The organism is Plantibacter cousiniae (nom. nud.) (assembly GCF_977070315.1).
Map to the genome: position 1 here is coordinate 26,511 of NZ_CDRVEU010000014.1, position 13,431 is coordinate 39,941.

Sequence of the window (13,431 nt, forward strand, 5' to 3'; positions counted from 1 at the left end):
ATCCCACCCTAAGGTCTGGACCTTAAGCCCCGGAACTTCCCCCTCCCCATGCGAAGTCCGGGGTCTTTTTTGCCTGCGATTTACTCCGCAGGCGCCTTGTCTTCCAGTTCCATCCAGTCGGCCAGCACGGTGTAAGCCTCTTCCAGCCCCATGCGCTTGGGGGCCGAGAACAACTGGATGCTCACTGCATCGCCCCAGCCTTTGCGAATCTCGGCCTGAACCTTGAGCAGTGTGTTCTTGGCCGCGCCGTAGGTCAGCTTGTCGGCCTTGGTCAACAGAATGTGCATCGGCATGTTGCTGGCGATGGCCCAGTCCAGCATCAGCACGTCGAAGTCGGTCATTGGATGACGGATATCCATCATCAGGATCAGACCCTTCAGGCTTTCGCGGCTGCCCAGGTAGGCTTCCAGGTGACGCTGCCAGTGCAGTTTGAGCGGGATGGGCACTTTGGCGTAGCCGTAACCGGGCAGGTCGACCAGACGGCGATCTTCGTCCAGGCCGAAAAAGTTCAGCAACTGGGTACGCCCCGGGGTCTTGGATGTGCGCGCCAGGCTGGCGTGGGTCAGGGTGTTCAGCGCACTCGATTTGCCCGCGTTGGAGCGACCGGCAAATGCGACCTCAAAACCTTCGTCGTCGGGGCATTGGTCGACCTTGGCGGCGCTGAGCATGAACGTGGCCTGTTGGCACAGACCGAGGATGGGGTTTTTGAGTTGCATGTGATTTCCGGTGAAGACCTGCCTGCAAGGGGTGCGGCAAGAGGTGTCGGTTTCGTTTGGATGCGTGCGCATATAATGACACACCTGTCCCCCGGCCCACACTCACACCGTATCGCGCCGCTCTGACCGGTGTGCTGGAACATTCAGACATGACCTGCTTCACTCCTTATGCAAAAAGGCCGTCCACGGTCGCCCATTTTTACAACCTCAGCGTTACACTAACGAACTCAGGCTTTCGCGTCCGGTCGAAACCACCGTCGCTTGAAGGCGATTCAATCTGCTCAGGAGTAAAGCATGCGTAATCTGATCATCAGCGCCGCTCTGGTTGCCGCCAGTCTGTTCGGTATGTCCGCCCAGGCCGCCACGCCCATCGAGGCAGGCAAGCAATACGTCGAGCTGGCGAGCGCTGTGCCTGTTGCCGAGCCAGGCAAGATCGAAGTCGTCGAGCTGTTCTGGTATGGCTGCCCGCACTGCTACGCGTTCGAGCCAACGATCAATCCGTGGATTGAAAAACTGCCGTCCGACGTCAAGTTCGTACGCATCCCTGCCATGTTCGGCGGCCCGTGGGATGCACACGGCCAGCTGTTCATCACCCTCGACACCATGGGCGTCGAGCACAAGGTTCACGCGGCCGTATTCGAAGCCATCCAGAAAGGCGGCAAGCGTCTGACCGACAAGAATGACATGGCTGACTTCGTCGCCACACAGGGCGTGAACAAGGAAGACTTCCTGAAAACGTTCGACTCTTTCGCAGTCAAGGGCAAGATCGCCCAGTACAAGGAACTGGCCAAGAAGTACGAAGTGACTGGCGTTCCGACCATGATCGTCAATGGCAAGTACCGCTTTGACCTGGGTTCTGCCGGTGGTCCGGAAAAGACCCTGGAAGTTGCCGATCAACTGATTGCCAAAGAGCGAGCGGCTAGCACAGCCGCCAAGTAAGCGCACATCATGCGCCGCTGGGGCAAAGGCAGTACCCGTATCGTTGGCCTGCATGATCCGCAGGTCAACGAACATCATCTGCTGCAAAACGGCTTGCCGGAAGACGGCAGGCTGCGTTTGCTCAGTTTCAATATCCAGGTGGGTATCAGTACCCAGCGCTACCATCATTACCTGACGCGCAGCTGGCAGCATTTGCTGCCGCATGGCGGTCGAGCTGGCAACCTGCAGAAGATCGGCGATCTGATCAATGAATTCGATCTGGTGGCACTGCAGGAAGTCGACGGCGGCAGCATGCGCTCCGGCTTTATCAACCAAGTCGAGCACCTTGCCCAGCTGGGTGGTTTTCCGTACTGGTATCAACAACTCAATCGCAACCTCGGGCGCCTGGCGCAGCACAGCAATGGTGTGTTGAGCCGTCTGCGCCCGACCAAGATCGAGGATCATCCGCTGCCGGGTCCTGCCGGGCGCGGCGCAATTCTCGTGCGCTTCGGCGAGGGCGAAGATGCCCTTGTCGTGGTCATGATGCACCTGGCGCTGGGGACCCGAACCCGAACCCGGCAGCTCGCCTACATTCGCGAACTGATCGGCGGTTACCGCCATCAAGTGCTGATGGGCGACATGAACACCCATGCCAACGACCTGCTGGAACACTCGCCGCTACGGGACCTGGGGCTTTTGGCTCCGCAGATAGAAGCAACCTTCCCCAGTTGGCGACCACAACGTTGCCTCGATCACATTTTGCTCAGCCCGACCCTGACGCTCGAACGTGTGCAGGTGCTGGCACAGCCCATTTCCGATCATCTGCCTGTCGCTGTCGAGATTCGCCTGCCTGACTCACTGCGTGGGGACTCACTGCCTGTGCCCTCTGGTGGAAGCCTTGCATGAGCGACGACGCGGAGCGTTGGAAAGAGAAATACCTTAAAGGGATCGAGCAACAGGACAAGCTCGAAAAACGCTGGGATGCGCGGCTCGATTTGTTGCGACGCGGTCTGGTACGCAGCAGTCTGGCGGCAGAGGGCTCTGACCGCGCCGTCGACGAATGCATGAAGGAGATGCGCGAAATTGTCCGCAAGGATGATATGGACGCGGGCCTGGCAGCCCTGATCCCGCGCCTCGAAAAGGCCGTACTGGACTCTGAACAACGCCGCGAAGTACGGGCCGCGCAAATCAGCTCGGCACTGACCGCACTGGTTGCGCAACTGCAGTCATTGCCGCTGCCACGCGACGTACGCAAGCCACTCAAGCGCTTTGCCAAGGAGCTTGAAGAGCGTGCCTCACAAGCCCGTGAGCTGCCCCTGCTGCTCGGCGAGTTGAGCAATTTGCAGGGCCAGGCCCTGACCCAGGTTGAAAAACCCGAAGAAGGGCCGCGCCAGGGATTGCTGCAACGCCTGTTCGGTTCGCGCGAAGGCCAAGGCAACGATACTCATCCCGAGGCTGCTCACCCCGAAGACCCCACCTCGGCACCGGACACGCATGAGCCCGATGCAGAGCCGCAGGCAGCAAGCACTCACGCCCCGGCAGACATCGCTCATGGCGAAGCCGAGGTCGATGACTCACCTGCCACCGTAGCCACCGCGGCCACAGACAGCACACCGCCCACGCCTGTCCCGGAAACCGATACGCCTGCCGTCGTGACACCCGCCGCTGCAACGCCTGAAGAACCTGCACCATCGGTCACGGCTGCGGATATTGCTCCAGCACCGGCAGAGTCCTTCGCCGAACCTGCACCTGTCACTGTCGAACCCATCGATTTCGCGGATCTCCTGGCGCCTGTTCCGTCAGTGCCCTATCAACAACGGCCCGCGCCAATCGACGCGACAGTTGAAGAACCCGACGCAGAGGCCGAGCAGCAGCCCGAGACGGCAGAAGGCGAAGAAGGCTACGTGCTACCCTCATCACCCGAGCCCAGCTACAGCTCGGTGGCTGCGCATATTGAACAAACCCTGCTGGGCCTGCTGGACGACCTGACCCTCTCCGAGCACTTTCGCCCGCAGGTCGAGGATATGCAGTTACGCTTGAAACATGGGCTTAACTGGTACGAATTGCTGCCAATCCTCGACGATATGGCGGTGCTGATGCTGGCGATCAACAACGGCGGTCAACAGGAGTTCGGCACCTACCTCAAGCAGCTCAATGAACGGCTCGAATCGTTTCAGAGCCACTTGCAGGCGGCCAGTGAAGATCACGCCGAGGATCAGTCCACCGCGCGCGACCTCAACGACCAGTTGCGCGAACAAGTGGGCGGTCTGCAAAGCAGTGTTCAGGACGCCTCCGATCTGCCCAGCCTCAAGCGGGTGCTCGACAATCGGCTTGAAGCCCTGCTCGGCACCATGGATCACTACCAGCTCAAGCGCGATGCACGCGAGCGCGAAGTGGCCTCGCGACTGCAAGGTCTGGCAGCCCGCGTCGCGAGTATGGAACAGGAAGCCCTGGGTTTCAGGACTCACCTGGAAGAACAGCGTCAAAAGGCCCTGATCGACCCGCTCACCGGACTGCCCAATCGAGCAGCCTGGGGCGAGCGCCTCGAACAAGAAATGGCCCGGTGGCAGGAAGAAAAAAACAGTCTGTTGGTCTGCATTCTGGACCTGGACCATTTCAAACGCATCAACGATGGTTACGGGCATCTGGCTGGCGACAAGGTATTGAAGATTGTCGCCAATGTGTTCAGCAAACGCCTGCGCGCCAACGACTTCCTCGCACGCTTTGGCGGCGAAGAATTTGTCATGCTGCTGCCTGCAACACCTCCTGCCACGGGGCTGACGCTGCTCGACGAACTGCGCGCCGCCGTAGAGTCATGCCCCTTCCACTTCAAGGGTGAGCGAGTCACCATCACCGTGTCCATTGGCCTGACGGCTTTTCGCCCCGGAGAACGGAGCGACACCGCTATCAAACGTGCCGACCAGGCGCTTTACAAGGCCAAGGAGAACGGCCGGAACCGCATCGAACAGGGCTGACTGAAACATTTTGACCTGAACAAATAGCCGGCGACCCATGCTATTTGTACACATTTTGTTATGATGTTTCATTTCCTGCCGACGCTGCCGACCTCATGAAGCTGTATTTCTCCGCCTTTATCATGCTCATCCTCACTGCCTGCGCCAGCGGCCCCAGGCTGGACACCAGCCACCCCTCGGTAAATTTCGATGGCCGTGCCCAGTATGTGGTGATGCACTACACCTCGGCGTCACTGGAACGCTCGCTGCAATTACTGACCCATGGCGAGGTCAGCGCCCACTACCTGATCGGTGACGACAGCAAGGCCACCATCTACAAGCTGGTCGATGAAAACGCGCGTGCCTGGCATGCCGGCGAAAGCGAGTGGGAAGGCCGCACCTGGCTCAACTCCAGTTCGATCGGCATCGAGATCGTCAACCCGGGCTTCAAGGAAACGCCGACAGGTCGCCTGTGGTATCCGTACACCGAAGCGCAGACCCAGTCGATCATTGTCCTGCTCAAGGACATCGTCAAACGTAACAAAATCGACCCCAAACACATCATCGGTCACAGCGACATCGCCCCGTTGCGCAAGCAGGATCCGGGGCCGTTGTTCCCGTGGAAACGCCTCGCTGCCGAAGGTCTGGGGAACTGGCCGGACGAACGCCAGGTTGCCCAGCGTCAGGCATTGCTGGCAGCCAACCTGCCGAGCATCACCTGGTTCCAGCAGCAATTGGCACGCCTGGGCTACAGCACTCCGCAAACCGGTGAGCTGGACGTCGCTACGCGCCAGGTACTGGCCGCGTTTCAGATGCACTATCGCCCGGCACGCTTCGACGGCGAGCCCGACGCACAGAGCGCGGCCATCCTGCAGGTGCTCAATCACTCGAATTGAAGCGCATGGGGGCTGGCGCTCAGTCAGCCGATAAGGGCCTGCCGATCAAGCCCTCAGAGCGGTAAAGCCATATAGAACTGCGTGCCCTGCCCTGGCCTTGAGTACACGCCCATTCGTCCGCCGTGCAGTTGGACGATCTCCTTGCACAGCGCCAGCCCGAGCCCGGCGCCGCCTTTCTTGCGACCCACCTGGACGAAGGGTTCGAAGATCCGCCCCTGCTGTCCGTAGGCAATGCCTTCACCGTTGTCCTCGACACTGATGATCGCCCGCTCGCCGTGACGCCTGGCCTGCAGGCGGATCAGGCCGTTCGGCGGCGTGTGACGCAATGCATTGTCCAGCAGATTATCCAGCACCCGCTCCAGTTGGGACTGATCGGCATGCAGACGCGGCATGGGCTCCTGCATATCCAGCATCAGCACAATATCCTGCTCCTGGGCCTGATCCTCGAAGCGCGCCTTGGCTTCCTGCAGCAAGGTCTCCACGTAACAAGGTGCAAGTTTCAGCTTCTGCAGACCGTTCTGGTAACGCGAGAAATTCAGCAGGTCGTTGATGAGCTGCATGAGGCGCTGCATCTCTTCGGTGACTGTATTGAGCAGATCGGCCTCACGGGACTCGGGAGCGAAATGCAGACGCTCCTGAAGAAGGCCGAACGCCATGTGCATACCCGTGACCGGCGTGCGCAACTCATGCGAGGCGCGCAGGACGAACTCGCTGCGTACCCGCTCGAAAGCACGCTGTTCGGTCACGTCGTGCAGCACCATCACAGCACCCAGGATGTGGCCCTTGGTGTGACTGACCGGTGTCATGCTATAGGTCAGCAATCGAGACTCGCCGTCGATTTCGATGGCCAGATCTTCCGGCGCGCGCTCCAGCGTTCCGCCCCGCAGCACCAGATGCAGTTGCTCATCCAGTTCTGGACGGCTCAATGCCTCGCCGAGACTTTGCCCAAGGCGACTCTCGTCCCATCCGAGCTGGCGCTGCGCAACAGGGTTCAGGTGCTCCAGGTGACCCTGGCGATCGATCATCAACAGGCCGTCGTCGATACTGTCGAGGACCGCTTGCAGGCGCTGCTGGCCCGCCAGAAGCTCATCGACGTTGGTCGCCTGATGCTGACGCAGGGCTTCGGCCATGATGCCGAAGCGCCGGGTCAGCAGGTTCATTTCTGCGGCCGAGGAAATGGGCAGCGTGACCTCGTAATCACCTTCCCCAATGCGATCGGCAGCCTTGGCCAGCGCCTCGATCGGTGCACCGAAACGGCGGGCGATGCCGTGCGCGGTCACAAAGCCGATGCACAGCACCGCCAGCCCGACCAGCCCCAACAAGCCGGCGATCCACAATGCACGGTCCCTGGAATTGATCTCGGCGGTGCTGATGTTCTCCAGTGCCTTGCGATGCACACTCAGCAGACCGTTGCGCAGAGCGTCGAAACTCTCGCTCAGTTGCGGGTTGCCCCGTATGCCTCGCGGATCATCGCCATATTGCTTCCAGGTGGCAATGTATCGCTGATAATCGCCCCGGGTCTTCTCAAAACCGTTACGCACATTTTGCTGGGTGTCCTGCGCCGACCCTTCCTCCAGCAGTTCTTCGAACTGCTGCTGGATTCTGTCCAGCTCAGCCTCATTGCGATTGGCACCGGTCATCAACACCAGTTGATCACCCAGGTTCTGGCGCAACTTCAAACCCAGATCGAGGATGGCGAAGTTATGCTGAATCAGTGATTCCTGAGTACGGGCCATCTGCATGACACTGACGAGCCCCAGCAGCAGCCCAAGCAACGCGACCGTGATAAGCGCCGAGATACTCAGGAAGAGGCGAGTGCGCAACTTCATGGCCAGCTTCATTTGAGGTATTTCATAGGTTGTACTGTTTTCGTTTGCGGTAAAGCGTCGAAGCATCGATACCCAGCGTCTTGGCGGCCTGATCAAGGGTTTCACTGGTTGCCAGTACGGCCCCGATGTGTGCCTTTTCAAGCTCGTCCAGACTCAAGGCCGCGCCCACACGTGGTGCATTGTTGGTCGGTTGCTCAGCCATGCCTAGATGACTGACCTCTACGCGATCCTGTGGACAGATGATGCTGGCACGCTCAATCACGTTTCGCAGCTCACGAATGTTGCCTGGCCATCGGTAATTGAGCAGCGCGGCACGGGCTTCTTCGCTGAAGCCTCGGGCCGGACGCGCGTATTCCTTGACGAAACGCGCCAGAAAGCGGTCCGCGAGGGTCAGAATGTCTTCGCTGCGCTCACGCAGGGCCGGCAGATTCAGGGTGATCACGTTCAGGCGGTACAGCAGATCCTCACGGAAACGCCCGCTGCGCACCATGTCTTCAAGGTTGAGGTTGGTGGCCGCCAGGATGCGCACGTCGGCACGTCGGGTCACCGGGTCACCGACGCGCTCGTATTCCTTGTCCTGAATGAAGCGCAGCAATTTGGGCTGCAGCGTCAGCGGGAAGTCACCGATTTCGTCGAGGAACAGGGTGCCGCCATCGGCCTGATTGACGCGGCCCAGCGTGCTTTCGCTGGCACCGGTAAAGGCGCCACGACTGTGGCCGAACAGTTCGCTTTCCATCAGTTCTGCGGTCAGCGACGGGCAGTTGATGGTGACGCAGGACTTCTTGGCCCGTTTGCTCCAGCCATGAATCGCCCTGGCCAGCTCGCCCTTACCGGTACCCGATTCGCCCAGAATCAGGATGTTGGCATCGGTCACGGCAACCTGACGGGCCGTTTCCAGTATCGCCATCATCGAAGGGCTGTGGGAATCCAGACCATCCTTGGGCTTGCGAACCTCGCCTTCCAGTGCTTCGAGACGGGCAGACAGTTGCCTGACTTCAAGCTGCTTGGCCGTTGCAAGACGCAACTGGTCAGGACTGCACGGCTTGACCAGGTAATCGGCTGCGCCCGCCTGAATGGCATCGACAGCGGTATCCACCGCCGAATGGGCAGTCACGATCACCACACGCATCCACGGCGCCTGAATCCGCATCTGCGCCAGCACGTCCAGGCCGTTGTCTTCACCCAGACGCAAATCGAGAAAGCACAGATCGAATACTTGACGCTGCATGAGCGTGTCGGCCTGGGCTGCGCTGTTGGCAGTGGCGACACTGTAGCCTTCGTCTTCCAGACAGTACCGGAAAGTGCGGAGGATGGCGGACTCATCGTCCACAAGCAGAATACGGCCCTGATTCTCAGTGGCTGCTTCCATTTTTCCTACGCTCCTTAATGAATTGTCTCAGTTAGTCTCGGAATCATCGGGCAAGTTGCATGGTCAATTCTGATTGATTCTTCGGCATGCATGGTAGCTTTCTGATCAGCTAATGGCGAACAGCCTGATTAATCCGCGTTTATGCCGTTAAAACCGTCCATTCGGAGACGAGATCTCACCGCAAAAGGAACGCTCCTATGTTTTCACTGAAAAAGATTGCTCTGATCACGGCCGCCGCTGCGCTGCTGGGCAGCGGCCCGGTGCTTGCCCAGCCAGACCTGCCCACTCAACTCGCCGAGGCGCGTCAGGAAGGTTCGATCTGGACAGCTTTCGCGCTGAACAAGCATCTGAGCCCGTTCAAGATCGATGTGGGTGTCGAACAAGGCACCGCGACGCTCAAGGGCAAGGTTGAAAACGAAGTGGACCGCGAGTTGGCCGAACGCATCGCGCTGGATACCAAAGGCATTGAAAAGGTCGACAATCAGCTGGAGGTAGATCCTTCTGTTGCCAGCGAGCCCGGCACACGGACCAACATGGCTCAGCGCTTCGAGGATGCGACGCTGGTCGCGACGGTGAAATCCAAACTGCTGTGGAGCAGCGTGACTGAAGCGCTGACCATCGATGTCGACAGCAAGGACGGCGTGATCACCCTCAAGGGCCGCGCGCAAAGCCCTGAAGCGAAGGAACTGGCGGGTAGCCTGGCGAGTAACACCGATGGCGTGGTCAGCGTCAACAACCTGATCAGCCTCAGCGCGGCCGACTCGATTGCGGCCAAGACCCAGCCACAGTCGCTGAACCCGACCGAGGAAATGAGTGACGCCTGGATCACCAGCAAGGTCAAGGCGAGCCTGATCTACAGCCGGACGCTGGATGGGCTGAATATCAAAGTAGACACCAAGGCAGGTGTGGTCAGCCTGAATGGCGTGGTTGCCAACTTCGCCGAGAAGGAACTGGCCGTGGAAATCGCGCGAAATATTCGTGGCGTAAAAGGCGTCAACGGCGACGCACTGAAGGTCATGGCGCGCAGCGCAGGCTGACAGTTCAGGGCCGGAGTGTCGAACGCCTCGTGCAGAACGCACGATTACAAAGGGGTAATCGTGCAGCTTGCTGGTAGGACGCTCTCGTCAAACTTAATAAGCTATTGATTTTAAAGGATTTTAATCCACTCAAAAAACTGGCATGCAGTCTGCAATAACCTATTCAACAAGGTCGATACACAACGACCCATCAGATTGAATGCCCACTCAGGCCAGGGGAGTTTGCAGATGAACAGCCAGCGTATTTCACAATTGCGTATCTCTCCCCTGCACATCCAGCAAGGTCTTTTTCTGCTCCTTGCCCTGCTCGTCACTCTGATCGCCATTCAGCAGTTCCAGCGTTGGAATCAAGCCAACGAGGCAACTCAACCAAAACAGCAATTCATCCAGACCAGCAGCATTTCCTATCGCGGCGTCAGCGCTCCAGCGGTCAAGGACATGTCCTCAAGCCTGCGCAACGTTGACGGCGTGGTTTCTGTAGATGAAGTCGCTCCACAGCAAAAATGGGTTTTCTGACCCGACCTTAAGAGCAGCACCCCTTATTAAAACGGCATCAAAAAGGAGTATCACCATGTTGAGTTGGGCAATCACGTTTCTGATCATCGCTATCGTTGCTGCAGTACTGGGCTTCGGTGGTATCGCGGGCACGGCTACTGGTATCGCCAAGATCCTGTTCGTCGTCTTCCTGGTGATGTTCGTTGTGTCGTTCTTCTTCGGTCGTCGCGGTCGAGGCTGATAATGCACACGTCATTTCGCACACTGGCCGCCGCCCTGTTGATGGGTGGCAGTGTCATGGCCATGGCAGCCAATGATGGACAGTCTCGGGTCAATGAGCTTCTGAGCTCCGCCCCCGAGTACCGCACCACATGGGCGAAAGTCGTCAAGAAGGAAGAGCGTTTGCCGGATTGGGTGATCAACCTGTCCGGTGCTTCCGAGCAGCAGATGACGGCGGCCACTGAAGATGGCGACAACTATCTGGTTGGGCCGCTTTGCGAAACGGCCGATACGTGCAAAAGCAAGCGCCTGATCGTGGCTTTCAGCATCGACAAGGAAGATGCTTACGCTATGTTGGTTGAAGTGCCTGCCGGTCTTCCCGCAGACAAATCGCCAACACGTCACGCGACTTACCGTTATCTGGGTAAGCCTGACGAGGGTATGCAAAAGCTCTTGAATGAAGAGCTGCGCAAAGACCCTAACTGGTATTGATTCAGAAGAAAGGCGTCGACTCCAGGAGTCGACACCTTTCGGCTTTGTGCGGCCTGAGGAAGGTACGCGCATGACCAGGGGGCCGGGACGCGTTGATCAAGTGGATCGGCGTGACCTAGGGGTACAGGGAGTACCTCCGCCAAGGGCCGGGTCAGGCAAGCCGCCGTGCAAGTCCACGAGAATGCGTCGACCTTTCGAACGCCTCCAGTGACCTTGCACGGCGCTTTACATTTCCTTCCTGCTTCGATCCCGTCTTAAATTGCATCCCTCGGCAACATCAGCCCCAGTGGCAACCTGACGCGTGCTTCAAGACCACCTCCCGAACGATTCCTCAACTCGACGTTACCCCCGTGCATGGCAGCAATACGCTTGACGATGGCCAGGCCGAGGCCGGTGCCCTTGCCACTGCGTGCGCGATCACCGCGAATGAACGGGTTGAAAATGGTGTCCAGTTCGGACGGATCGATGCCCGCCCCCCTGTCCAGCACACTCAACACTACGTAGGGCGCGTTTCGGTCACCGGATACATAGGCAGCGACTTCGATACCGTTGCCGGCATGGTGCTTGGCATTGCCAATCAGGTTGGTCAGCAGGCGCTTCATCGACACCCGACGCAGCGGGAAGGGCGGAATAGGCTCCAGACACAGACGGATGCTGTCTTCATCGTCATTGAAGGGTGCAACCACATCGCGCACCAGATGCCCCAGATCGACCTCTTCGATCTCCTCGTCACGGCCATCGCGGATGAACGCCAGGAACTGATCGAGAATGGCGTCCATGTCCTCGATATCGCGCACCATGCCTTCGGAGAACTCATTGTCGTTCATCAGCTCCAGAGACAGGCGCAGGCGCGTCAGCGGTGTGCGCAGGTCGTGGGAAACCCCGGCCAGCATCAGCTCACGTTCCTGCCCGGCCTGCTCGACGTCTTCGGCCATCTGATTGAAGGCCCGATAGACTTCGGTCATCTCGCTCGGCGTGTCACTCACCGGCAGCCGCACGCTGCGCCCCTGCCCCAACTGGCGCGCCGCAAACACCAGACGCTTGAGCGGCTGACTCAGTTGACGCACGAAAATCCAGGCTGATGCCGTGGAGAGCAACCCGATGGCCAGGAACCAGCCCAGCACGTTCCAGATTTTCTGACCGCGCAACGGGTGCGGATAAAGCGGCACTTTCAGCCAGCCGTCACCCAGGCTCGGCGCTCGCACCCACAGCGCGGGTGGCGCGTGTACCCGCAGACGCACTTCCGTGTCGGCGCCCAGCTCCGCCTGCATCTGCCGCTGATAGATCTCACTGTAAGGCCAGTGCTGCTCACCTTCCGGCACGCCACCGCCCACCACCCGAATCAGACCTGCCGCCTCGGCAATCGCATCGCGGTCGCTTTCACCGGCAGCCCAATAAGCACGCAGTGTCAGAGCAACGCCGTGGCTGTATTGCCTGTCGACCAGCACGTCTTCGTTCATCAGCAGATAAACCAGCGTCAGGGCCTTGGAAAACAGCACGACGATGAGCACCAGCCAGAGCGTGCGGGAGAAAAAGCTTTGCGGGAACCAGAGCGGAGTCTTCATAACTGCAGCCATACACTTTGCAGGGCGAGCGAGGCTCGCAGGTTTGCCGAACGCGGGCCGGACCCGATGGACGAACGCAAAAAACCAGTACGTCGATAAGCTCGTGAAAGATTATCGACGTAACTGGCAGCAATGACGGATGTCTGTGCCGACAACCGGGTTATCAGCGACTTCCGGCACCGTCCGGAACGAATACATAACCTACGCCCCAGACCGTCTGGATATAACGGGGCTTGGACGGGTCAGGCTCGATCAGGCGACGCAGACGGGAAATCTGTACGTCGATGGATCGCTCCAGCGCATCCCACTCCCGGCCACGCGCCAGGTTCATCAGTTTGTCGCGGGTCAGCGGCTCGCGAGCGTGCATGACCAGCGCTTTCAATACCGCGAATTCACCGGTGGTGAGCATGTGCACTTCTTCACCGCGCTTGAGCTCGCGGGTTGCCAGAGACAGCACGTAGTCACCGAAACTGACCGACTCGTCTTCGCTGCCAGGGGCGCCGGGCACCGGTGCCGCCTGACGACGCAACACCGCCTTGACCCGCGCCATCAGCTCGTCCGGGTTGAACGGCTTGGCCAGATAATCGTCAGCACCCAGTTCGAGCCCCTTGATGCGGCTCAGCTCATCGCCCTTGGCGGTCAGCATGATAATCGGCACCTGATTGTTCGCGGCACGCAGACGACGACAGGCCGAAAGGCCGTCTTCGCCGGGCAGCATCAGGTCCAGCACCACAAGGTTGAAAACCTCACGGGCCAGCAGTCGGTCCATTTGTTCCACATTTGCCACGGCGCGGGCACGGTAGCCCTTGCTGGTGAAAAAACGTTCCAGGAGACTGCTCAGCCCCGGATCGTCATCGACAATAAGGATTTTTTCGCCTTCGGCATTTTGTGCGGTGCTGCTCATCGGATGCTCCTCTGATCTCGGGGCGCATTATGGCGTA

13 protein-coding genes are annotated in these 13,431 nt (G+C 59.3%); 8 read left to right on the forward strand and 5 right to left on the reverse strand.

Annotated elements, in window-relative coordinates:
* Positions 1–80 precede the first annotated feature (80 nt).
* Positions 81–716 carry a ribosome biogenesis GTP-binding protein YihA/YsxC gene (gene yihA, locus ACW55A_RS23295; protein ID WP_003341625.1) on the reverse strand — a complete coding sequence of 212 codons (636 nt, stop codon included), beginning with the start codon at positions 714–716 and terminating at the stop codon, positions 81–83.
* A gap of 294 nt (positions 717–1,010) precedes the next feature.
* On the opposite strand from yihA, the gene ACW55A_RS23300 reads away from it, so the two are divergent.
* From ACW55A_RS23300 to ACW55A_RS23315, 4 genes are all read left to right on the forward strand, one after another.
* Positions 1,011–1,655, forward strand: coding sequence for a thiol:disulfide interchange protein DsbA/DsbL (locus tag ACW55A_RS23300; RefSeq protein WP_003432225.1), 645 nt, complete (start codon positions 1,011–1,013; stop codon positions 1,653–1,655).
* 9 nt (positions 1,656–1,664) lie between these two features.
* A complete protein-coding gene (locus ACW55A_RS23305; RefSeq protein WP_003367393.1) occupies positions 1,665–2,540 on the forward strand; it encodes an endonuclease/exonuclease/phosphatase family protein in 876 nt (291 codons plus the stop codon).
* Positions 2,537–4,609 carry a diguanylate cyclase gene (locus tag ACW55A_RS23310; protein WP_455808323.1) on the forward strand — a complete coding sequence of 691 codons (2,073 nt, stop codon included), beginning with the start codon at positions 2,537–2,539 and terminating at the stop codon, positions 4,607–4,609. The genes ACW55A_RS23305 and ACW55A_RS23310 overlap by 4 nt, the downstream gene beginning before the upstream one ends.
* A 95-nt stretch (positions 4,610–4,704) precedes the next feature.
* Complete coding sequence (locus ACW55A_RS23315) at positions 4,705–5,484, forward strand: N-acetylmuramoyl-L-alanine amidase (protein WP_003367397.1); 780 nt, start codon at positions 4,705–4,707, stop codon at positions 5,482–5,484.
* Between the two features lie 53 nt (positions 5,485–5,537).
* On the opposite strand, the gene ACW55A_RS23320 is transcribed toward ACW55A_RS23315, so the two are convergent.
* Positions 5,538–7,313, reverse strand: a complete 1,776-nt coding sequence (locus ACW55A_RS23320; RefSeq protein ID WP_498811647.1) for a KinB sensor domain-containing domain — start codon at positions 7,311–7,313, stop codon at positions 5,538–5,540.
* 22 nt (positions 7,314–7,335) lie between these two features.
* Positions 7,336–8,682: a sigma-54-dependent response regulator transcription factor AlgB gene (algB, locus tag ACW55A_RS23325; RefSeq protein WP_003367401.1), complete on the reverse strand. Its 1,347-nt coding sequence runs from the start codon at positions 8,680–8,682 to the stop codon at positions 7,336–7,338.
* A gap of 197 nt (positions 8,683–8,879) precedes the next feature.
* Here algB and ACW55A_RS23330 point away from each other — a divergent pair, with 197 nt between their 5' ends.
* The 4 genes from ACW55A_RS23330 (at position 8,880) to ACW55A_RS23345 (ending at position 10,925) form a co-directional block, all read left to right on the forward strand.
* Positions 8,880–9,719, forward strand: coding sequence for a BON domain-containing protein (locus tag ACW55A_RS23330; protein ID WP_498811648.1), 840 nt, complete (start codon positions 8,880–8,882; stop codon positions 9,717–9,719).
* Between the two features lie 228 nt (positions 9,720–9,947).
* Positions 9,948–10,235 (forward strand): hypothetical protein, encoded by a 288-nt coding sequence (locus tag ACW55A_RS23335; protein WP_498811649.1) that lies wholly within the window; start codon positions 9,948–9,950, stop codon positions 10,233–10,235.
* Between the two features lie 55 nt (positions 10,236–10,290).
* On the forward strand, positions 10,291–10,455 hold the full coding sequence (locus tag ACW55A_RS23340; protein WP_002555679.1) for a DUF1328 domain-containing protein: 165 nt from the start codon (positions 10,291–10,293) through the stop codon (positions 10,453–10,455).
* A 2-nt stretch (positions 10,456–10,457) separates the two neighbouring features.
* Positions 10,458–10,925, forward strand: a complete 468-nt coding sequence (locus ACW55A_RS23345; protein WP_455808326.1) for an inhibitor of vertebrate lysozyme family protein — start codon at positions 10,458–10,460, stop codon at positions 10,923–10,925.
* 254 nt (positions 10,926–11,179) lie between these two features.
* On the opposite strand, the gene ACW55A_RS23350 is transcribed toward ACW55A_RS23345, so the two are convergent.
* Entirely contained in the window at positions 11,180–12,490 is a 1,311-nt protein-coding gene (locus tag ACW55A_RS23350; RefSeq protein ID WP_003432212.1) for an ATP-binding protein, read from the reverse strand.
* A gap of 163 nt (positions 12,491–12,653) precedes the next feature.
* Positions 12,654–13,394 (reverse strand): osmolarity response regulator transcription factor OmpR, encoded by a 741-nt coding sequence (ompR, locus tag ACW55A_RS23355; RefSeq protein WP_003318889.1) that lies wholly within the window; start codon positions 13,392–13,394, stop codon positions 12,654–12,656.
* Positions 13,395–13,431 lie beyond the last annotated feature (37 nt).

Coding starts and splice junctions, on each gene's coding strand:
- ACW55A_RS23340 (WP_002555679.1), top strand. CDS start 10,291: ATGTTGAGTTGGGCAATCACGTTTCTGATCATCGCTATCGTTGCTGCA.
- ACW55A_RS23310 (WP_455808323.1), top strand. CDS start 2,537: ATGAGCGACGACGCGGAGCGTTGGAAAGAGAAATACCTTAAAGGGATC.
- ompR (WP_003318889.1), bottom strand. CDS start 13,394: ATGAGCAGCACCGCACAAAATGCCGAAGGCGAAAAAATCCTTATTGTC.
- ACW55A_RS23320 (WP_498811647.1), bottom strand. CDS start 7,313: ATGAAGTTGCGCACTCGCCTCTTCCTGAGTATCTCGGCGCTTATCACG.
- ACW55A_RS23305 (WP_003367393.1), top strand. CDS start 1,665: ATGCGCCGCTGGGGCAAAGGCAGTACCCGTATCGTTGGCCTGCATGAT.
- ACW55A_RS23345 (WP_455808326.1), top strand. CDS start 10,458: ATGCACACGTCATTTCGCACACTGGCCGCCGCCCTGTTGATGGGTGGC.
- algB (WP_003367401.1), bottom strand. CDS start 8,682: ATGGAAGCAGCCACTGAGAATCAGGGCCGTATTCTGCTTGTGGACGAT.
- ACW55A_RS23350 (WP_003432212.1), bottom strand. CDS start 12,490: ATGAAGACTCCGCTCTGGTTCCCGCAAAGCTTTTTCTCCCGCACGCTC.
- ACW55A_RS23315 (WP_003367397.1), top strand. CDS start 4,705: ATGAAGCTGTATTTCTCCGCCTTTATCATGCTCATCCTCACTGCCTGC.
- ACW55A_RS23330 (WP_498811648.1), top strand. CDS start 8,880: ATGTTTTCACTGAAAAAGATTGCTCTGATCACGGCCGCCGCTGCGCTG.
- yihA (WP_003341625.1), bottom strand. CDS start 716: ATGCAACTCAAAAACCCCATCCTCGGTCTGTGCCAACAGGCCACGTTC.
- ACW55A_RS23300 (WP_003432225.1), top strand. CDS start 1,011: ATGCGTAATCTGATCATCAGCGCCGCTCTGGTTGCCGCCAGTCTGTTC.
- ACW55A_RS23335 (WP_498811649.1), top strand. CDS start 9,948: ATGAACAGCCAGCGTATTTCACAATTGCGTATCTCTCCCCTGCACATC.